20 protein-coding genes are annotated in these 18340 nt (G+C 72.7%); 5 read left to right on the top strand and 15 right to left on the bottom strand.

Annotated features, from left to right (window positions below; translation table 11 throughout):
• Positions 1 to 9 precede the first annotated feature (9 nt).
• The 7 genes from ACFYS8_RS23925 to ACFYS8_RS23895 form a co-directional block, all read right to left on the bottom strand.
• On the bottom strand, positions 10 to 1515 hold the full coding sequence (locus ACFYS8_RS23925) for a DoxX family protein (RefSeq protein WP_387643993.1): 1506 nt from the start codon (positions 1513 to 1515) through the stop codon (positions 10 to 12).
• 331 nt (positions 1516 to 1846) lie between these two features.
• The gene (rlmB, locus tag ACFYS8_RS23920) at positions 1847 to 2836 is read right to left on the bottom strand and encodes a 23S rRNA (guanosine(2251)-2'-O)-methyltransferase RlmB (protein ID WP_387643990.1); all 990 of its coding nucleotides are present in this window, start codon (positions 2834 to 2836) and stop codon (positions 1847 to 1849) included.
• Between the two features lie 83 nt (positions 2837 to 2919).
• Positions 2920 to 4314, bottom strand: a complete 1395-nt coding sequence (gene cysS, locus ACFYS8_RS23915) for a cysteine--tRNA ligase (protein WP_387643987.1) — start codon at positions 4312 to 4314, stop codon at positions 2920 to 2922.
• Positions 4315 to 4378: 64 nt separating this feature from the next.
• The gene (locus ACFYS8_RS23910; protein WP_387643984.1) at positions 4379 to 4771 is read right to left on the bottom strand and encodes a PPOX class F420-dependent oxidoreductase; all 393 of its coding nucleotides are present in this window, start codon (positions 4769 to 4771) and stop codon (positions 4379 to 4381) included.
• Between the two features lie 42 nt (positions 4772 to 4813).
• Positions 4814 to 5317: a 2-C-methyl-D-erythritol 2,4-cyclodiphosphate synthase gene (gene ispF / locus ACFYS8_RS23905; protein WP_387643982.1), complete on the bottom strand. Its 504-nt coding sequence runs from the start codon at positions 5315 to 5317 to the stop codon at positions 4814 to 4816.
• Positions 5307 to 6068, bottom strand: a complete 762-nt coding sequence (ispD, locus tag ACFYS8_RS23900; protein WP_387644963.1) for a 2-C-methyl-D-erythritol 4-phosphate cytidylyltransferase — start codon at positions 6066 to 6068, stop codon at positions 5307 to 5309. The genes ispF and ispD overlap by 11 nt, the downstream gene beginning before the upstream one ends.
• Before the next feature lie 221 nt (positions 6069 to 6289).
• On the bottom strand, positions 6290 to 6772 hold the full coding sequence (locus ACFYS8_RS23895) for a CarD family transcriptional regulator (protein ID WP_014136563.1): 483 nt from the start codon (positions 6770 to 6772) through the stop codon (positions 6290 to 6292).
• 374 nt (positions 6773 to 7146) lie between these two features.
• Between ACFYS8_RS23895 and ACFYS8_RS23890 the strand changes: the two genes are divergently transcribed.
• Complete coding sequence (locus ACFYS8_RS23890; protein WP_387643979.1) at positions 7147 to 7791, top strand: DUF461 domain-containing protein; 645 nt, start codon at positions 7147 to 7149, stop codon at positions 7789 to 7791.
• 66 nt (positions 7792 to 7857) lie between these two features.
• Here the strand turns inward: ACFYS8_RS23890 and ACFYS8_RS23885 are convergent, their stop codons facing one another.
• Positions 7858 to 8550 (bottom strand): response regulator, encoded by a 693-nt coding sequence (locus ACFYS8_RS23885; protein ID WP_380363657.1) that lies wholly within the window; start codon positions 8548 to 8550, stop codon positions 7858 to 7860.
• Positions 8547 to 9812 (bottom strand): sensor histidine kinase, encoded by a 1266-nt coding sequence (locus ACFYS8_RS23880; RefSeq protein ID WP_387643975.1) that lies wholly within the window; start codon positions 9810 to 9812, stop codon positions 8547 to 8549. Before ACFYS8_RS23880 ends, ACFYS8_RS23885 begins: the two co-directional genes overlap by 4 nt.
• Positions 9813 to 10100: 288 nt before the next feature.
• On the opposite strand from ACFYS8_RS23880, the gene phoU reads away from it, so the two are divergent.
• Both phoU and ACFYS8_RS23870 read left to right on the top strand, forming a co-directional pair.
• Positions 10101 to 10775: a phosphate signaling complex protein PhoU gene (phoU, locus tag ACFYS8_RS23875; RefSeq protein WP_387643972.1), complete on the top strand. Its 675-nt coding sequence runs from the start codon at positions 10101 to 10103 to the stop codon at positions 10773 to 10775.
• Between the two features lie 153 nt (positions 10776 to 10928).
• Positions 10929 to 11111 carry a hypothetical protein gene (locus ACFYS8_RS23870; RefSeq protein ID WP_387643969.1) on the top strand — a complete coding sequence of 61 codons (183 nt, stop codon included), beginning with the start codon at positions 10929 to 10931 and terminating at the stop codon, positions 11109 to 11111.
• A 63-nt stretch (positions 11112 to 11174) separates the two neighbouring features.
• On the opposite strand, the gene ACFYS8_RS23865 is transcribed toward ACFYS8_RS23870, so the two are convergent.
• Together ACFYS8_RS23865 and ACFYS8_RS23860 are read right to left on the bottom strand one after the other, a co-directional pair.
• Positions 11175 to 11762, bottom strand: a complete 588-nt coding sequence (locus ACFYS8_RS23865) for a lytic polysaccharide monooxygenase (RefSeq protein WP_387643967.1) — start codon at positions 11760 to 11762, stop codon at positions 11175 to 11177.
• 268 nt (positions 11763 to 12030) lie between these two features.
• Positions 12031 to 12789, bottom strand: coding sequence for a phosphoglyceromutase (locus ACFYS8_RS23860; RefSeq protein ID WP_387643964.1), 759 nt, complete (start codon positions 12787 to 12789; stop codon positions 12031 to 12033).
• A gap of 109 nt (positions 12790 to 12898) precedes the next feature.
• On the opposite strand from ACFYS8_RS23860, the gene ACFYS8_RS23855 reads away from it, so the two are divergent.
• Positions 12899 to 14167 (top strand): MDR family MFS transporter, encoded by a 1269-nt coding sequence (locus ACFYS8_RS23855; protein WP_387643961.1) that lies wholly within the window; start codon positions 12899 to 12901, stop codon positions 14165 to 14167.
• Between the two features lie 16 nt (positions 14168 to 14183).
• Here ACFYS8_RS23855 and ACFYS8_RS23850 read toward each other — a convergent pair whose 3' ends face one another.
• From ACFYS8_RS23850 to mshA, 3 genes are all read right to left on the bottom strand, one after another.
• Complete coding sequence (locus tag ACFYS8_RS23850; protein ID WP_387643959.1) at positions 14184 to 14663, bottom strand: SLATT domain-containing protein; 480 nt, start codon at positions 14661 to 14663, stop codon at positions 14184 to 14186.
• Positions 14664 to 14694: 31 nt separating this feature from the next.
• The gene (locus ACFYS8_RS23845) at positions 14695 to 15210 is read right to left on the bottom strand and encodes a YbjN domain-containing protein (RefSeq protein WP_387643956.1); all 516 of its coding nucleotides are present in this window, start codon (positions 15208 to 15210) and stop codon (positions 14695 to 14697) included.
• A gap of 74 nt (positions 15211 to 15284) precedes the next feature.
• Positions 15285 to 16589, bottom strand: a complete 1305-nt coding sequence (gene mshA, locus ACFYS8_RS23840) for a D-inositol-3-phosphate glycosyltransferase (RefSeq protein ID WP_387644961.1) — start codon at positions 16587 to 16589, stop codon at positions 15285 to 15287.
• A 228-nt stretch (positions 16590 to 16817) separates the two neighbouring features.
• On the opposite strand from mshA, the gene ACFYS8_RS23835 reads away from it, so the two are divergent.
• Entirely contained in the window at positions 16818 to 17642 is an 825-nt protein-coding gene (locus tag ACFYS8_RS23835; protein ID WP_387643954.1) for a class I SAM-dependent methyltransferase, read from the top strand.
• Between the two features lie 170 nt (positions 17643 to 17812).
• Here ACFYS8_RS23835 and ACFYS8_RS23830 read toward each other — a convergent pair whose 3' ends face one another.
• Positions 17813 to 18340 carry an O-acetyl-ADP-ribose deacetylase gene (locus ACFYS8_RS23830; protein WP_387643951.1) on the bottom strand — a complete coding sequence of 176 codons (528 nt, stop codon included), beginning with the start codon at positions 18338 to 18340 and terminating at the stop codon, positions 17813 to 17815.

The raw sequence follows: 18340 nt of genomic DNA, 5'->3' as shown, positions 1-18340 counted from the left end.
GACCGGCCGTCAGGCCGTCTCGCTCACGGCCGCCGGCCGCATGCCGAGCTCCAGCAGCGGCGGCCCGCTGCCCAGCAGCCCGCCGATCACCCCGTGCGAGGGCTGGGAGCGCGGGCTGCTGGGTGCGCCGCCCGTCCCGGCACCGCCGGTGCCCGTGCCGCCTGCGGAGCCGCCCGTACCGGCGCTGCTGCCACCCCCGGCGTGCGGCGCGGGGCTGGTGCCGCCGGACGGGCCGGTGCTGGGCTTGGGCTTGCCGCTGCCACTGCGGCTGGGTGAGGGGGAGGGCGCGACCTTGGTGGGGCCCTGGGACGGCGGGGTGGTCGGTGCGGACGGGGAGGGCGACGGGCCGCTGCTCGGCCAGACCGGGGTGCCGTACTCCGTCGGCGGGTGCACCGGTGTCTGTGTGCGGCCGGTGCGAACGGCGGCGCCGAGCAGCGAGCCGGTGAGCAGGGTCAGACCGACGACCACGGCGGTGACGACCGAGCGGCGGCGCAGCATCCGTCGCCGGACCGCGCCGGGTTCGGCGGGCCCGTGGCGGCGGAACGCCTCGAGGGCGATCCGGCCGTCCAGCGAGGCGAACGGGGCGCCGGCCATCAGCAGCGGGCTCCAGGCCGCGAGGAAGATCAGGTCGGGGGTGTCGTAGGCCGGCACCGCCTTCCAGCTGACGGTGAACAGCAGCGCGGCGGACAGCGCCATCGCGCCGCCGGCGGCGAGCCGCTGCCACAGGCCCAGGATGGACAGCACGCCGATCACGATCTCCGCGAAGGAGACCGCGAGGCCCGCGCCGACCGGGTGGGCCATCGCGAAGTCCAGCAGCGGCTGGGCGACCTTCCAGGGGTGCAGCGAGGACAGCCAGCGCATCATCGAGCCGCGCTCGCCACCGTCGAAGTACACCGGGTCGCAGAGTTTGCTGAACCCGGCGTAGACGGACAGCGAGCCGAGCAGCACCCGCAGCGGCAGCAGGACCAGGCCGAGGTCGACCCGGCGGCCGGGGTACCAGGCGTGCCTGGAGCCCTCGCCGAGCGACGGCGTCTCGGGCAGCTCGCCCTCGGGGTGCCAGCTGTGCCCGCCGACCCGCACCGACTCGTCCAGCAGTTCGGCGACGCCGACCCGCGACGATTCGTCCGAACCCGAACCCGAAGCCGAACCCGAAGCCGAACCCGAGCCCGGGCCCGCGCCGGAGCCCGTCCCGTACTGCCGGGGAACGGCCTGCAGTTGCTGGGTGTCCTGCTCGGAGAAGGCCTTCGCCGGGGCGGGCACGGTGTTCAGCCGGACGGCTTCGAGCAGTTGGGTGGCGGCGGTGTCGCCGGGCGCGGCCTGGCCGCTCCAGGTGACCACCCGGGGCTTGCGGCGGGGCGTGGTGCCGGTGACGGAGGCGGCGGTGATCCCGGCGAGCGTGGGCACCGTCGCTGCGGGCACCACGACCTGCGGGGTGACCAGCGGACGGGTGCCGTGCTGCAGGTTGTAGGGGTCGCCGAAGGCGGCACCGGTGGGGCGGTCGATCAATGCGGTCACCGGGCCGGAGAGCCTGACCCGGAAACTGGCCTGGGTGCTGCTGAGCTTCGCCGGGTCGGACGGAACCCGGACCGTGTTGAGGCCCGGGCCGTCGTCTATCCCCGCGGAGCGCTGCCCGAAACGCCGAGGTGTTCTGGTGTCCACACCCCTCTAACCGGGTGACGGGCCCGGAGGACACTCTCCCGGGTGGATTCCGGGCGGGGCTTTGAAGTGATCACGAGAAATCCGATCGGGCCCGACCGGACCCGACCGGTTGACGCACAAAAACGACGCACCGTCACGTGTCATGACGGTGCGTCAGTGCCGCAGTGGGCGCCTTACTCCCAGGCGGTCAGCGCTTGGCGCGCATGCGGGCCGCTTCGTACAGCACGATGCCGGCGGCGACACCGGCGTTCAGCGACTCGGTGTGGCCGGGCATCGGGATCCGCACCCGCAGGTCGCAGGTCTCCGACACCAGGCGGGACAGGCCCTTGCCCTCGGAGCCGGCCACGATCACCACGGGGCCGTTCAGCGCGTCGAGGTCGCCGATCTCGGCCTCGCCGTCGGCGGCCAGGCCGACCACCATCAGGCCGGCCTTCTGGTAGGCCTCCAGCGCGCGGGTCAGGTTGGTGGCGCGGGCCACGGGCAGCCGGGCGGCCGCACCGGAGGAGGTCTTCCAGGCACCGGCGGTCATGCCGGCCGCGCGGCGCTCGGGGATCACCACGCCGTGCGCGCCGAACGCGGCGGCGGAACGGACCACGGCGCCCAGGTTGCGGGAGTCGGTGACGCCGTCCAGCGCCATGATCAGCGCGTCCTGGCCGGTGTTGGCGGCCTCCTCCAGCAGGTCGTCGGGGTGCGCGTACTCGTACGGCGGGACCTGGAGCACCAGGCCCTGGTGGTTCAGGCCGCCGGTCATCTGGTCCAGCTGGGCGCGCGGGGCCTCCATCAGCGGGACGCCGCGCTCGTTGGCGGCCTGGAAGGCCTCGCGGACGCGGTCGTCGGTGTCGATGAACTGCTGAACGTACAGTGTGTTCGCCGGCACGCCGCCCTGCAGCGCCTCGACCACCGAGTTGCGGCCCACCACCAGCTCGGCCGCGCCCGCGCCACCGCGGCCGCTGCGCGGGCCGCCGGACCGGCGCATGCCGGCCCGGGACTTGGCGTCGCGCTCACGCTTCAGTGCCGCGTTGGCGGCGCGCTGCTTGGGGTGTCCCTTGCGCTCCTCGCCGCGCGGCGTCGGGCCCTTGCCCTGGAGCGCCTTCCGGCTGTGGCCGCCGGTACCGACACTCGCGCCCTTCTTCGACCCGGGGTTGCGGCGGTTCCTGCGCTGGCTGTTGCCGGCCATGGCTGTACTTCCTGTCTCTGCGTCTGCTTCGTGCGTGGGGGCCGCACCCATACAAAGGTACGGCCCCCATGCGCCCCGAGGGGCTACTGGTTGATCGTCCAGCGCGGGCCGGACGGGGTGTCCTCGATCGCCAGCCCGGCCTGGCCGAGCTGGTCGCGGATGGCGTCCGCGGTGGCGAAGTCCTTGCGGGTGCGGGCCGCCTGGCGCTGCTCCAGCACCAGCTTGACCAGCGAGTCGACGACGCCGGTGAGCTCCTCGCCCTGGCTGCGGCCGCCGGCCCAGAAGTCGTCCAGCGGGTCCAGGCCGAGCACGCCGAGCATCGCCCGGACCTCGGCGAGGCGGGCCGCGGTGGACTCCTTGTCGTCCGCGCCGAGCGCGCTGTTGCCCTGCCGGACGGCGGTGTGCACCACGGCCAGCGCCTGCGGCACGCCCAGGTCGTCGTCCATCGCCTCGGCGAACGCCAGCGGCACCTCGGGCGCCGCGTCGACCATGCCGCAGCGCTCGACGGCGCGCTCGATGAAGCCCTCGATCCGGGCGAACGCCGTCTCGGCGTCGCGCAGCGACTCCTCGCTGTACTCGATCATCGAGCGGTAGTGCGGGCCGGCCAGGTAGTAGCGCAGCACGATCGGCCGCCAGCGCTGCACCATCTCGGAGACCAGCACCGAGTTGCCCAGCGACTTGGACATCTTCTCGCCGCTCATGGTGACCCAGGCGTTGTGCACCCAGAAGTTGGCGAAGTCGTCGCCGTACGCCTTGGACTGGGCGATCTCGTTCTCGTGGTGCGGGAAGATCAGGTCCAGCCCGCCGCCGTGGATGTCGAACGAGCTGCCCAGGTACTTGTGCACCATCGCCGAGCACTCCAGGTGCCAGCCCGGGCGGCCGCGGCCCCACGGGGTGTCCCAGCTCGGCTCGCCGGGCTTGGCGGCCTTCCACATCGCGAAGTCACGCGGGTCCCGCTTGCCGGTCTCGTTGTCGCCGGAGGGCTGCCGCAGGTTCTCCAACTCCTGGTTGGAGAGCGCCAGGTAGTCGGAGTAGGTGGTGACCGCGAAGTAGACGTTGCCGTCGGCCTCGTACGCGTGGCCGCGCTCGATCAGCCCCTGCATCATCTCGATCATCTCCGGCACGTGGCCGGTGGCCCGCGGCTCCGCGCTCGGCGGGAGGCAGCCGAGGGCGTCATAACCCTCGTTGAACGCACGCTCGTTGGCGTGCGCGATCTTCCACCACTCGATGGACTGCTCGCGCCCCTTGGCGATCACCTTGTCGTCGATGTCGGTGACATTGCGGACGAAGGTGACCTCGTAGCCGCGGTAGCGGAACCACCGCTGCATCACGTCGAAGTTGAGTCCCGACCGGATGTGCCCGATGTGCGGGGGCGCCTGAACGGTGGCACCGCACAGGTAGATCGAGACACAGCCCGGCACCAGCGGGACGAAGTCGCGTACCTGGCGGGTCATGGTGTCGTACAGGCGAAGGCTCACAGCGTCCAGAGTAGTGGGCGGCGGGGGGTGCCCCGCCACCTTCCGGCCACTTGGCGCGCCCCACTCAGAAGTTGGCGACCACCTTGCGCGGGCTGAGCCGCACCACCACCCGCACCGCGTCCGGACCGTCCCACGCGTAGTCCTGGCCGCGGTACTTGCGGGACAGCTCGTCGATCAGCTCCCGGCCGCCCTCGGTGGTCATGGTGACCTCGCCGCGCGCCTCGAAGTACTGGTACGGGCTCTCCGCCGGGTTGATCAGCACGCTGATCCGCGGATCCCGCACCAGGTTCAGGTGCTTGCGCCGCCCCTGCACGGTGGAGAACAGGATGTCGTCGCCGTCCCGCTTGATCCACACCACCGAGGCCTGCGGGCTGCCGTCGGGCTGCACGGTGGACACCACCGCGAAGCTCTTCTCGTCCAGCAGCTTCCGCACGTTGTCGTCGAGTTCGACGCCCATGTTTCCTCCCGCACCAGAGACTTGACTGCCTGTCATGTCAGGCTAGGGGGCGGGCCGTTCCCAGACCAGCGCCGTGGCGATCGCGGCGAGTCCCTCGGCCCGGCCGGTCAGGCCCAGGCCGTCGGTGGTGGTGCCGGAGACCGACACCGGCGCGCCGACCGCCGCGGACAGCGCGGCCTGCGCCTCGGTGCGGCGCTTGCCGATCTTCGGGCGGACGCCGATCACCTGGATCGCCACGTTGCCGATCTCGAACCCGGCCTCCCGCACCAGCCGGGCGGCCTCGCCGAGCAGCGCCACCCCGGCCGCGCCCGCCCACTCGGGGCGGTCGGTGCCGAAGTGCGCGCCCAGGTCGCCGATCCCGGCGGCGGAGAACAGCGCGTCGCAGGCGGCGTGCGCGGCCACGTCGGCGTCCGAGTGCCCGGCCAGGCCGGTCTCGCCCGGCCAGTCCAGCCCGGCCACCCGCAGCGGCCGGCCGTCCTCGAAGGCGTGCACGTCGGTGCCGATGCCGATCCGCGGCAGGATCGGGGCGGTCTTCTCAGTAGGCATCGGTGGCCCTCCGGCGGGCGAGTACGGCCTCGGCGAGTACGAGGTCCAGCGGGCGGGTGACCTTGAACGCCTCTTCGTGGCCGGGCACCACGACGACCCGGCCGCCGAAGCGCTCGATCAGCCCGGCGTCGTCGGTCACCTCGATGCCCTCGGCGACGGCCTTCTCGTGCGCCGCGGCCAGGCCCGCCAGGTCGAAGCCCTGCGGGGTCTGCACGGCGCGCAGCGTGGAGCGGTCGGGGGTGTCCAGCACCGGCTCGGGGCCGGACGGCTGCGGTTCGACCCGCTTGACGGTGTCGGCAAGCGGCACCGCCGGCACCACCGCCTCGGCGCCGGCCCGGACGGCGGCGGCCACCGCGTCCACCACCTCGACAGGCACCAGCGGGCGGGCCGCGTCGTGCACCAGCACCACCGGGGTGCCGGCCGGGATCGCGGCCAGGCCGAGCCGCACCGACTCCTGCCGGCTGGCGCCGCCGGGCACCACCCGGACGTCCTTGCCGTCCAGGCCGTGGCTGTCCAGCAGCGCGACGACCTCCGCCACGCCGTCCGGCGGCGCGCACACCACCACCAGGCCGACCGCCCGGCTGCGGGCCAGCGCCCGGACCGCGTGCACCAGCAGCGGGACGCCACCGAGTTCGCGCAGCGCCTTGGGGGCGCCGGGGCCGAGTCGCTCGCCGCGGCCGGCAGCCGGGACGACCGCTGCCGCGAGCTGTGCTGAGGCGTTCAGGTTTGGCTCCTTGGTCGCGATGGGTATGGCCGTGCCGAACGCGGATTCGCGAGCGGGCAGGCCCCCTTCCTGACTGCACGTTAGTGGAACCGCGCCGCCCCTTCCGCCATCGCCCAACCGTGCCTCCCCCTTCCAGGCACGTTCACGGCGCGCTGTACCGCCCTGCGTCCGAGCATGGCGAAGCGCCCGAGGCGCCCTTTCGGGCACCATCGGGCGCTACGTCAAGCCAAGCCAGGCGCTGTCCTGCCTCAGGAGGCGAGGACCTCGTCGAGCAGCGTCTCGGCCTTGTCCTCGTTGGTGTTCTCGGCGAGCGCGAGCTCGCTCACCAGGATCTGGCGGGCCTTGGCGAGCATGCGCTTCTCGCCGGCCGACAGGCCGCGCTCACGCTCGCGGCGCCACAGGTCGCGGACCACCTCGGCGACCTTGATCACGTCGCCGGAGGCGAGCTTCTCCAGGTTTGCCTTGTAACGGCGCGACCAGTTGGTGGGTTCTTCGGTGTAGGGCGCGCGAAGCACCTCGAAGACGCGGTCCAGGCCTTCCTGGCCCACCACATCGCGGACACCGACGAACTCGGCGTTCTCCGCCGGAACGCGGAGGGTCAGATCTCCCTGCTGCACCTTCAGCACCAGGTAGGTCTTGTCCACACCCTTGATCTGGCGAGTTTCGATGGCCTCGATCAGCGCAGCCCCGTGATGGGGGTAGACCACCGTGTCGCCAACCTTGAACGTCATGTGACAGGACCCCTTCCGTGGCTTTCCAGAATAACACGCTTTTCGGCTGACCCGAAGGGCGTTTTCGCAGGTCAGGGCGGGTTCCAGGGCTTGACAACCACCCCCGTCGCATGCTGCGACCGGTGTTCGACGGGGGCTTCTCGCAGGTCGGAGGCGGTCTGACCTGGGCGGCGAAACCTCTGGTCACGCTCCCGAAACCATGGTTGGATCTTGAGTTTTTGCCTCCGACTCGCCGAGCGGCCGGGATCGTGATCGGACTGCGACACGGGGCCACCCCGTGATTCCCGGATATGTGTGGTCGGTAGTGTGGCCCTCGACCACCGACCGTGATCCCTTTTCCGTGGGATCGTCCCCACCAAGGAGAAGTCGCCGCCGTGAGCCGGAGCCTTCGACGCGGCGCTGCCGCCGCCCTCGTCCTCGCCGCGATCGTCCCGCTGTCCGCCTGCGCGGCGGGCAACGACGCCGACACGCTGCAGATCAAGCCGGACAACGCGGCGACCTCGATCGACAACTCGGTCAAGCTCAACAACATCGTCGTGGTCGCCCCCGCGGGTTCGGCCGGCGAGTATGCGGGCCCGGTCGCCGTCACCGCGAACATCGCCAACACCGCGCCGAAGGACGACCTGGTGCTGACCGGGGTCAAGGTCGGTGGCTCCGCCGCGACGCTGACCGACGAGAACGGCGCGCAGGTCTCGCAGATCGTCATCCACGCCGGTGAGTCGGTGCTGATCGGCGGCAAGGGCGGCGCCGCGCTGGCCCAGGTGCCGAACGCCAAGGTCACGGTCGGCGGCTACAACGACACCACCTTCACCTTCAAGAGCGCCGGCGACGTCTCCGCCAACGCCAACGTGCAGCCGGCCGTCGGCTACTACCAGGGCTTCGGCCCGGCGGCCAAGGCCACGCCGTCGGCGGGCGTCACCGCCTCCCCGGGTGCGGCCTCGTCCCCGGCCGCCGGCGCCGGCGCGAGCGGTTCGCCGAGCGCCCCGGCCGGCAGCCCGTCGGCTCCCGCCACGCACTGACACCAGGCACACACGAAGGGGCCCCGCCGCGGCGGGGCCCCTTCGTCGGTCTGTCGTACCTGCGGTTTACGGCTCGAACTTGTAGCCCAGGCCACGCACGGTGACCAGGTAGCGCGGCGCGCCCGGGTCGGGCTCGATCTTCGCCCGCAGGCGCTTGACGTGGACGTCCAGGGTCTTGGTGTCGCCGACGTAGTCCGCGCCCCACACCCGGTCGATCAGCTGCATCCGGGTGAGCACCCGGCCGGCGTTGCGCAGCAGCATCTCCAGCAGGTCGAACTCCTTGAGCGGCAGGTCGACCTTGGCGCCGTCCACCGTCACCACGTGCCGGTCGACGTCCATCCGGACCGGGCCGGCCTCCAGCGCGCCGGGGGCGGCGGCGCCGTCTCCGTTCGCGTCCTCGCCGCGGCGGCGGAGCACCGCGCGGATCCGGGCGACCAGCTCGCGGGTGGAGTAGGGCTTGGTGACGTAGTCATCGGCTCCTATCTCCAGCCCGACGACCTTGTCGATCTCGCTGTCCTTGGCGGTGACCATGATCACCGGGACGTTGGAGCGGACGCGCAGCTGGCGGCAGACCTCGGTTCCGGGCAGGCCGGGCAGCATCAGGTCGAGCAGGACGAGGTCGGCTCCGTTGCGCTCGAACTGCTCCAGCGCGTCGGGCCCGGTGGCGGCGACCGCCACCTCGAAGCCTTCCTTGCGGAGCATGTACGACAGGGCGTCGCTGAACGACTCCTCGTCCTCGACCACCAGTACACGGGTCACGATCGGGCCTCCGGGGCAGGAAGTGTGGGTGCTGCTGAGGATGCGCGGTCCTCGACCGGGGCCTGCCCGGCGGGGAGTCGCAGTGTGAAGGTGGAACCCTGGCCCTCGACGCTCCACACCGACACGGTTCCGCGGTGCGAGGCGGCGACGTGCTTGACGATGGACAGGCCGAGGCCGGTGCCACCGGTGAGGCGGGAGCGGGCGGGGTCCACCCGGTAGAAGCGTTCGAAGATCCGCTCGCGGTCCTTCTCCGAGATGCCGATGCCCTGGTCGGTCACCGAGATCTCGATCAGTTCGCCGTCCGCCTCGCCCAGCGCCGCGGCGCTGGAGATCCGGCGGGTGGCGATCGCCACCCTGGTGCGCGGCGGGCTGTAGTTCACCGCGTTCTCCACCAGGTTGCCGAGTGCGGCGGCCAGTTGGCCGCGGTTGCCGACCAGGTACAGGCCGGTGGTGCCGCCCGCGGCGATGACGATCTGCTTGGCGGCGGCGGTCTGCCGGCAGCGGTCGATCGCCTCGGCGATCAGTTCGTCCACCGCGACCGGCTCCGGGTCGACCTTCAGCTGGTCGTCCTGGACCCGGGAGAGGTCGATGATCTCCTGGACCAGGCTGGCCAGCCGGGTGGCCTCGACCTGCATCCGGCCGGCGAAGCGCTGCACCGCCTCCGGGTCGTCGGAGGCGTCCGCGACCGCCTCGGAGAGCAGCGAGAGCGCGCCGACCGGGGTCTTCAGCTCGTGCGAGACGTTGGCCACGAAGTCGCGGCGGATCGCCTCGATCCGGCGGCGCTCGGTGCGGTCCTCGACCAGCACCAGCACCAGCCGGGAGCCCAGCGGGGCGACCCGGACCGAGACCGCCAGCGGTTCGGCGGCCCGGGCGACGGCCCCGGGGCGGGTGAGTTCCAGTTCGATCTGCCGGATCTCGCCGTCCCGGCGGGTGGAGCGGGCCAGCGCGAGCATCGGGTCCACCGCCACCCGGCCGCCGCGGACCAGGCCCATCGAGTAGGCGGCGGAGGAGGCCTTGACCACCTCGTCGCCGTCGCCGAGCACGATCGCGCAGGAGCGCAGCACCGAGAGCACGGTGTCCACGCCGGGCGGCAGGGCCGGTTCCTGGAGGGGTTCCGGCCCCGGCTTCTTGCCGCCGCTACTGCTGCTGCCCTTGCTCCGGCCCTGCTCGCGCTCGCTCCAGCGGAAGGCGATGGATGCGGTGAGACCGACGCCGAGCCCGGCTATGGCGCTGGCAGCGGCGGCGGCCACGTTCACGTCCATGCTTGCCAGCGTAAATGGTGGCCGGGCGCGCTCCGTAAGGGTGCGATCAAGGCATCGGCCGGGCGTTGCCGAGAATTCACCTTCACGATGCTGCCGATTCACCGCTGATGCCGCGGGGGGTCGCCCGAACGGATCAGTGTGGGCCGTGCAAGCCCGTGTGGGCGGTGACGCGGCTACCATTCGCGCCACCAGCAGCGGCCGTCCGTTCGGTCGGCCCCGCACCGGGCCGCCCGGTACGGGGCGTCCGGTCGGCACCGCCACCGACACCGGTACTGGAGGAGAACAGCAATGCGCGACGCGTACCACGAGGAACTCGACTCGATCAGCGACGGTCTGGTCGAGATGGCCCGCCTGGTCGGCTCGGCGATGGGACGGGCCACCACCGCACTGCTGGACGCGGATCTGGAGCTGGCGGAGAGCGTGATCGCCGCCGACGAGAAGGTCAACAACCTGCACCACGACCTGGAGAACCGGGCCATCGACCTGCTGGCCCGCCAGCAGCCGGTCGCCACCGACCTGCGGATCGTGGTCACCTCGCTGCGGATGAGCTCCGACCTGGAGCGCTGCGGCGACCTGGCCCGGCACGTCGCCAAGGTGGCCCGGCTGCGCTACCCGGAGACCGCCGTCCCGAACGACCTGCACCCGATTGTGCTGGAGATGGGGCAGCTCGCGCAGCGCCTGGTGGCCAAGGCCGGCCTGGTGATCGCCACCAAGGACGTGGACAAGGCGCTGGAGCTGGAGGCGGACGACGACGCGATCGACGCGCTGCACCGCGAACTGTTCTCGCACCTGCTGGACGACCGCTGGCACCACGGCATCGAGACCGCGGTGGACGTCACCCTGGTCGGCCGCTACTACGAGCGCTTCGCCGACCACGCGGTCTCGGTCGCCAAGCGCGTGGTGTTCCTGGTCACCGGCGAGCACGTGGACGAGTTCATGGCCACCGCGGACTCGGCCGAGTAAACGTTTTCGCAGTGCGCCCCTCCGGGGGCGCACGCCGCGTGAACCTCCCACCTCCGCACGCCCGTTGACGGCGCGTCAGGACGGCGTTTCACTCGAAGGGACGGGCGTCCACCGGGCTGCCCGGCTCCGCCCGGACGAGGAGGCTTCAGCGCGATGAAGACGACCGGCAACCCGACCACTCCCCCGCCGAGCCCACTCGCCCCGGCCGCGGCGAAGCTGCTGCCGGTCCTCGCCGCGGGCTGCGGCTGCGGCCCGGGCTGCGGCTGCGGCTGCCAGTCCGGCGCGCCGTGCCAGTGCGGCGGCGCGACCGGCGGCTGCTGCGGGGGCGGCCACTGACGGCATGAGCGAGGGCCGGGCACCGATGGTGCCCGGCCCTCGTCGTACGGCGCCTCAGATGGTTCAGAAGGTGACGTCCATGCACTGGTAGAACGCGTTGCCGGTGTCCGCGATGTCCCAGACCGCCAGGATCACCTGGTGGCCGGTCAGGCCGGAGGGCAGCGTCGCGGTGTGGCTGAGCGTGGCCGGGGGCTGCTTGCCGCCCATCGGCACGGTCAGGAACGGGGTCGGGTTGAGGTTCGCCCGGGTGATCTTCGTGGTGGCGTCGTAGCCCGGCTTGGTGATGAAGTACCGGAACGACGTGGTGGCGTGCCGCGCCTCGATGCTCCAGGTCAGCGTCAGCTGCTGGCCGGCCGTGACCTTGGTGGTCGGCCAGGCGCCGGCCCGCGGGTCGTCGAGCGGCGCCCAGCGCGGGTCCGCGCCCGCGCACAGCGTGCCGTCGGCCGGCCCGGCCGCCGGGAAGCCCTTCGGGCCCTCGACGCTCTGCGGCTCCCACTGGATCTGGCCGCACTTCTTCACCACGCCCGCCCCGCACAGGCCGGCCCGGCTCGGCGGGGTGGTGATGTATCCGTGCGAGCTGGCGGGGATCGCCGTCGCCAGGACTGCCGCGGCGGCCGCGAAGCCGACCGCCAGGATGTTGCGCTTGCGCATGGTGCTCCTCCGTGGGGGTGGATGGAGTACATGAACGCGGGCACGCGCGGGGCCGCGTGGGGGTGCGGCCAGCATTGGCATGCCCGCGCCGACATTGGCCCCCACGCTAGAAGCCCGACCGACCGCCGTCAATGGTCTGAACCACCCCGAGTGATCTGAACCACCCGCCGCCACCAATCGGTTGACGCCCCGGCACCCGGACACGGAACAGCCCCCTGGGCCCGGAGCTTCGTCGCACCGGGCAGGGGGCTGAGCGGGAAAGGAGGTCTTACTTCTTGCCCTGGTTCTTGACGGCCTCGATCGCGGCGGCGGCGGCCTCGGGGTCGAGGTAGCGGCCACCGGGGGTGACCGGCTTGAAGTCGGCGTCGAGCTCGTAGACGAGCGGGATGCCGGTGGGGATGTTGAGGCCGGCGATGGCCTCGTCGGAGATGCCGTCGAGGTGCTTGACCAGGGCGCGCAGGCTGTTGCCGTGGGCGGTGACCAGGACGGTATTGCCGGCGGCGAGGTCCGGCACGATGGCGTCGTACCAGTAGGGGAGCATGCGGCGGACGACGTCCTGCAGGCACTCGGTGCGCGGGCGCAGCTCGGACGGGATCTCCGCGTAGCGCGCGTCGCCGGCCTGGGAGTACTCGGAGTCGTCGGACAGGGCCGGCGGCGGGGTGTCGTAGGAGCGGCGCCAGAGCTGGAACTGCTCCTCGCCGAACTCGGCGAGGGTCTGGGCCTTGTCCTTGCCCTGCAGGGCGCCGTAGTGGCGCTCGTTCAGGCGCCAGCTGCGGCGGACCGGAATCCAGTGGCGGTCGGCCTTGTCGAGGGCGATCTGCGAGGTGCGGATGGCGCGGCGCAGCAGCGAGGTGTGCAGCACGTCCGGCAGCAGGTCCTCGGCGAGCATCAGTTCGCCGCCACGGGCCGCCTCCTTCTCGCCCTTCTCGTTGAGGTCGACGTCGACCCATCCCGTGAACAGGTTCTTCTGGTTCCACTGGCTCTCGCCGTGGCGGAGCAGGATCAAGCGGTAGGTCGTGTCAGCCATGGGGCCAGCTTAATAGAGGGGGAAATTCGGTGGCCGGGCTGTCCACGTCGGACGTAATGTGCCATCAGCAGTTTTGCCGCTTACCGTTTTCGCCGCTCCGGGAGCCCCCATGCCCCTCTCAGCCCGTCTGGTCTCCGAAGCGCGCAGGGCGGCGGGCGGGCTGCCGCGGCAGTTCTGGTGGTTGTGGACGTCCACGCTGGTGAACCGGCTCGGCGGCTTCGTCGTCACGTTCCTGGCGCTCTATCTGACGGTCGACCGGGGGTATTCGGAGGCCTACGCGGGCCTGGTGGCGGGCCTGTTCGGGCTGGGTTCGGCGGTCGCGGCGATCGGTGCGGGGGTGCTGACCGACCGGCTCGGGCGGCGGCCCACGCTGCTGGTGGCGCAGGTGTCGACGGCGGTGTTCACGGCGGTGCTGGGCTTCATGGACGGGCCGGTGGCGATCGCCGCGGTGGCGTTCCTGGTGGGTCTGGCGAACAACGCCTCCCGCCCGGCGGTGTCCGCGATGATCGCCGACCTGGTGCCGCCCGCCGACCGGGTGCGGGCGTACGCGCTGAACTACTGGGCGATCAACATCGGTTTCGGCGCCTCCGCCGCGGTGGCCGGTCTGATCGCGGTGTACGGCTACCTGCCGCTGTTCCTGCTGGACGCGCTGACCACCCTGCTGTGCGCGGTGGTGGTGTTCGTGAAGGTCCCCGAGACGCTGTCGCAGGCGATGGCGGAGGCGGCCGACGAGCCGTCGGGCCCGGCGATCGGCCTGGGCGCGGTGTTCCGGGACGGGCCGTTCATGGCGGTGGTCGGGGTGAACCTGCTGCTGGCGATGGTCTTCCAGCAGGGCTCCACCACGCTGGCGATGGACATGGGCGAGCACGGCATCACGACCGCCCAGTACGGCCTGGTGGCCAGCCTCAACGGGGTGCTGATCGTGGTGCTCCAACTGCCGCTGACCAGGCTGATGGAGGGCCGCAACCGCACCGCGCTGCTGATGGTGAGCACGCTGCTGATCGGCTGGGGCTTCGGCCTGACGGCGGTGGCCGGCTCGTCCGCCGGGCTGTACGCGCTGACGGTGGCGATCTGGACGATCGGCGAGATCGTGAACGCGCCGACCATGATGGCGCTGGTCGCCGAGCACTCGCCGGCCCGGGCCCGCGGCCGCTACCAGGGCGTGTACTCGCTGTCCTGGTCGCTGGCGTCCTTCGTCGGCCCGATGGCGGGCGGGCTGCTGCTGCAGTACGCGGGCAGCGCGGCGCTGTGGGGCGCGTGTGCGGCGGCAGGGACGCTGGCGGCCGTGGCGTTCGTGCCGATCGGCCGGCAACGGCCGCAGCCCGCGGCCGAGCCTGCGGCGGCGCCCGCCGTCGAGCCGGTCGGCGCGGAGGCCTGACCGGCTCGGCGGCCGGTCAGTTCGCCAGGTCGCCGCCGCTGTTCCGCCGCAGCCGCACCCAGGAGTCGTGGTCGTCCTCGAGGATCCGCTGGTACTCGTCCACCAGCAGCCCCACCTGCTCCGGCACGGGGACGGCGTCGCCGTACTCGGCCTTCATCAGGGCGAGGCGGCGGCGCAGCGAGGTCAGCCGGTGGACGGTGTCGGAGCGCTGGATCCACAGCGTCCGGTAGCCGAAGAAGGCCGCCCAGGCGGCCAGCACCGTCACCAGTGCGCCGCACGCCAGTGCCACGTCGGCCAGTTCGCTGGCCAGCGGTTCGCCGACCTTGAGGCCGAGCAGCACGGTGACCAGCGCGGACAGGCTGACGGTGGCCAGTTGCAGGGTCAGCGCCCGCCGTCGGTCCCAGTCCCGGCGGCGTCGGCGCTCCACCAGTTCGTTGTCGAGTTCGGCCCCCAGCCACTCCAACTTCCGTTGTGCGGCGGCATGTTCAGCATCCATCGTTTCCTCCCCGGGCGGGAGGATACCGGGCTCAGCTGTCGGCGGGCGGGTTCTCGCTCGCCAGGTGCGCGAAGGCGGTGAGGTTGCGGGTGGACTCGCCGCGCTTGGTGCGCCATTCCCACTCGCGGCGGATCGCGGTGGCGAAGCCGAGCTCCAGCAGGGTGTTGAACGGCTCGTCGGCGTTCTCCAGCACGGTGCCCAGCAGCCGGTCCACGGAATCGGCGGTCAGCGCCTCCAGCGGCAGCCGGCCCACCAGGTAGACGTCGCCGAGCCGGTCGATCGCGTACGCCACCCCGTACAGCCGGGTGTTGCGCTCCAGCAGCCAGCGGTACACGCCCTCGTGGTTCTCGTCCGGGCGGCGGATCACGAAGGCGTTCACCGACAGCGTGTGGTCGCCGATCCGCAGCGCGCAGGCGGTGGACAGCTTGCGGGTGCCGGGCAGCGAGGCGACCAGCGTGTACGGGTCGGTGGCGGCCGGCTCCCAGGCCACACCGGCCTCGTCGAGCGCGGCACGGAGGAGGGGGAGTGCGTCGTCCTTGGCGGCCATGCCCCCACGCTAACCGGCCGTCGACCGCCGTGGGGTGTCGCGCCGGTCACGGTGCGCTCCGGGGTGAGCTTCCGTCAGGGGCGGTGCACCTGGCGGGCTGCGGCCATCGCGCCCGCGTACACCTCGGCGGTGGAGCCGGCCGCAGTCAGCCAGCCGAACGCCGCCGCGTGCCGGGCGGCCTCCGCGCCGCGGATGCGGGCGAGCACCGGGTCGGTGACGTAGGGCAGCAGGGCCTGCGCCCAGGCGTCCGGGTCGTGGCCGGGCACCAGGGTGCCCGTCAGGCCGTCGCGGACGGCGACCGGCAGGCCGCCGACCGCGGCCGCCACCACGGGGGTGCCGCAGGCCTGCGCCTCCAGCGCGACCAGGCCGAACGACTCGCTGTATGAGGGCATCACCAGGGCGGTCGCCGCGCGGTACCAGTCGGCGAGCTGCCGCTGGCCGACCGGCGGGCAGAACCGCACCACGTCGTTGATGCCGAGTTGGGCGGCCAGCTTGTGCAGGCTCTCGGGGCGGGCCAGGCCGGTGCCGGACGGGCCTCCGACCACCGGCACCACCAGCCGCTCGCGCAGGTCCGGGCGGCGCTCCAGCAGCCGGGCGACCGCCTTGAGCAGCACGTCCGGCGCCTTCAGCGGCTGTATCCGGCCGGCGAACAGCAGTACCGCGGCGTCCTGCGGCAGGCCGAGCCGGTGGCGGGCCGCCTCGCGGTCGCCGGGCCGGAACACCTCCAGGTTCACGCCCGGGTGCACCACGGCCAGCTGCTCGGGGCGCGCCGCGTAGTGGTGGGCGAGCTCGGCGGCCTCCTCCGCGGTGTTGGCGATCAGCCGGTCGGCCGCGCCGACCACCTGGGTCTCGCCGATCACCCGCGCGGCCGGCTCCGGGGTGTCGCCCTGGGCGAGCGCCGCGTTCTTCACCTTCGCCATGGTGTGCATGGTGTGCACCAGCGGCACGCCCCAGCGCTCGGCGGCCAGCCAGCCGACCTGGCCGGACAGCCAGTAGTGCGAGTGCACCAGGTCGTAGTAGCCGGGGCGGTGGCCGGCCTCGGTGCGCAGCACGCCGTGGGTGAACGCGCACAGCTGGGCCGGCAGGTCTTCCTTGAGCAGGCCCTCGAACGGGCCGGCCGTGACGTGCCGCACCAGCACGCCGGGGGCGAGCTGCACGGTCGGCGCGTCGTCCGAGCTGATCGCCCGGGTGAACACCTCGACCTCGATGTCGAGGTCGGCGAGGCGCTTGGCCAGCTCGACGATGTACACGTTCATCCCGCCGGCGTCGCCGGTGCCCGGCTGGTGCAGCGGCGAGGTGTGGACGCTCAGCATCGCGATCCGGCGGGGACGGCGCTGGCGCGGAGGGACTGCGGCCGACCGCGACTCCCCGCGGGGCATGCGGACGAGGTGGTGGGTCACCTGCGGAAGCCTCCCTGGGGCACTGCCCGTCACTGCGTCTGTACCGGTTTCGGTCTGTTCACGCGCCGCCGCCCGCGGCCGGAAGCTGCGGGCGGTAGGACGTCAAGGGTGCCAACCGCGTCGTCGTGCCCCCGTATTCCCGGTGGCGGACGATCCCTTCGGACGTGCTTTCCCGGCGCGCGCGGGCGCTGCGTACGCTTGGTGACCATGGCCGCAAGCGACATGCCGTTGTCCCGGGGCCGGTCGAGCCGGCCGGTGGGGACGATCACTCGGGGGACGACGAACACCAACCGGCTGCGGCGGATGGACCGCTGGATCGCGTACTCGATGGGCCGGGCGCTGCGCGCGGCCGTGCACCCGCCGGTCGCCGTGGACCTCGGGTACGGGGCGGCGCCGTGGACGGCGGTGGAGCTGGCGGCCCGGCTGCGGGCGGTGCGGGCGGACGTCCGGGTGGTGGGCATCGAGATCGACCCGGCGCGGGTGGCGGCGGCGCTGCCGATGGCCGACCCGCCGCTGCTGGAGTTCCGGCGCGGCGGCTTCGAGGTGCCACTGCCCGGCGGGGCGCGGGCCCAGCTGATCCGGGCGGCGAACGTGCTGCGGCAGTACGACGAGGACCAGGTCGCCGAGGTGTGGTCGCGGCTGTGCGGGCGGCTGGCGCCGGACGGGCTGCTGGTGGAGGGCACCTGCGACGAGATCGGGCGGCGGCACGTGTGGGTGGCGCTGGGCCCGGAGGGGCCGCGGACGGTGACCTTCGCGGCCCGGCTGGGGAGCCTGGAGCGGCCGTCGGACCTGGCGGAGCGGCTGCCGAAGGCGCTGATCCACCACAACGTACCGGGGCGGCCGGTGCACGCCTTCCTGCGGGACTTCGACCGGGCGTGGGCGGCGGCCGCGCCGCTGGGGGCGTTCGGGGCGCGGCAGCGCTGGGCGGCGACCTGCGCGGCGCTGGCCGCGGACTGGCCGCTGCGGGACGCGCCGGCCCGACGGCGGCAGGGCGAGCTGACGGTGGACTGGGCGGCGCTGGCGCCGCGCTGAGCCCGGCTCCACCCGCTCGACCGGCCCGGCCCGATCATCAGTTCAGCAGTTCACTCGAACGAGTTATCGATTACCCCTGGCGTGTTGACGGCCGGGCGGGTCACCATGGGAGCGCCCGAATGCGCCGTCGTGCGCCCCCCTGAGCGCCCATCAGCGCCCCCTGCTCCGAACTACCCCACCAGCTCGTCCCGCACTCGCGCGAACACCTCGTACGTCTCGGCCCCGAACAGCACGAAACGCACCTCGTCCAGGTCGGGCTCCTGCTCGGCCACGGTCGTCAGGGCGATCCGAGCGGCATCGTCGAGCGGCCAGCCGAAAATCCCGGCGGAGATCGCCGGGAAGGCCACCGTCCGCGCCCCCAGTTCCGTCGCCACCCGAAGGGATTCCCGATAGCACGAGGCCAGCAGCTCGGTGCGCTGCTCGCGGTCCTCCGCCCGGAACACCGGCCCCACCGTGTGCACCACCCAGCGCGCCGGGAGCCGGCCCGCCGTGGTCGCCACCGCCCGTCCGGTCGCCAGGCCCTTTCCGTAGTGCGAGGCGCGCAGCTTCCGGCACTCGGCGAGGATCTCCGGCCCGCCCCTGCGGTGGATCGCCCCGTCCACCCCGCCGCCGCCCAGCAGTGAACTGTTGGCGGCGTTCACCACCGCGTCCACCCGCTGATCCGTGATGTCACCCTGCACCAGCGTGATCCGCGTCAC

It is taken from the genome of Kitasatospora sp. NPDC004615 (genome assembly GCF_042873545.1).
GTDB lineage: Bacteria > Actinomycetota > Actinomycetes > Streptomycetales > Streptomycetaceae > Kitasatospora.
This window is presented reverse-complemented; position numbering and strand designations above follow the sequence as displayed.

Coding starts and splice junctions, on each gene's coding strand:
- ACFYS8_RS23855 (WP_387643961.1), top strand. CDS start 12,899: ATGCCCCTCTCAGCCCGTCTGGTCTCCGAAGCGCGCAGGGCGGCGGGC.
- mshA (WP_387644961.1), bottom strand. CDS start 16,589: ATGCCCCGCGGGGAGTCGCGGTCGGCCGCAGTCCCTCCGCGCCAGCGC.
- ACFYS8_RS23865 (WP_387643967.1), bottom strand. CDS start 11,762: ATGCGCAAGCGCAACATCCTGGCGGTCGGCTTCGCGGCCGCCGCGGCA.
- ACFYS8_RS23845 (WP_387643956.1), bottom strand. CDS start 15,210: ATGGCCGCCAAGGACGACGCACTCCCCCTCCTCCGTGCCGCGCTCGAC.
- ACFYS8_RS23910 (WP_387643984.1), bottom strand. CDS start 4,771: ATGGGCGTCGAACTCGACGACAACGTGCGGAAGCTGCTGGACGAGAAG.
- ACFYS8_RS23895 (WP_014136563.1), bottom strand. CDS start 6,772: ATGACGTTCAAGGTTGGCGACACGGTGGTCTACCCCCATCACGGGGCT.
- ACFYS8_RS23880 (WP_387643975.1), bottom strand. CDS start 9,812: ATGGACGTGAACGTGGCCGCCGCCGCTGCCAGCGCCATAGCCGGGCTC.
- ACFYS8_RS23860 (WP_387643964.1), bottom strand. CDS start 12,789: ATGGCTGACACGACCTACCGCTTGATCCTGCTCCGCCACGGCGAGAGC.
- rlmB (WP_387643990.1), bottom strand. CDS start 2,836: ATGGCCGGCAACAGCCAGCGCAGGAACCGCCGCAACCCCGGGTCGAAG.
- ispF (WP_387643982.1), bottom strand. CDS start 5,317: ATGCCTACTGAGAAGACCGCCCCGATCCTGCCGCGGATCGGCATCGGC.
- ACFYS8_RS23850 (WP_387643959.1), bottom strand. CDS start 14,663: ATGGATGCTGAACATGCCGCCGCACAACGGAAGTTGGAGTGGCTGGGG.
- ACFYS8_RS23835 (WP_387643954.1), top strand. CDS start 16,818: ATGGCCGCAAGCGACATGCCGTTGTCCCGGGGCCGGTCGAGCCGGCCG.
- phoU (WP_387643972.1), top strand. CDS start 10,101: ATGCGCGACGCGTACCACGAGGAACTCGACTCGATCAGCGACGGTCTG.
- ACFYS8_RS23870 (WP_387643969.1), top strand. CDS start 10,929: ATGAAGACGACCGGCAACCCGACCACTCCCCCGCCGAGCCCACTCGCC.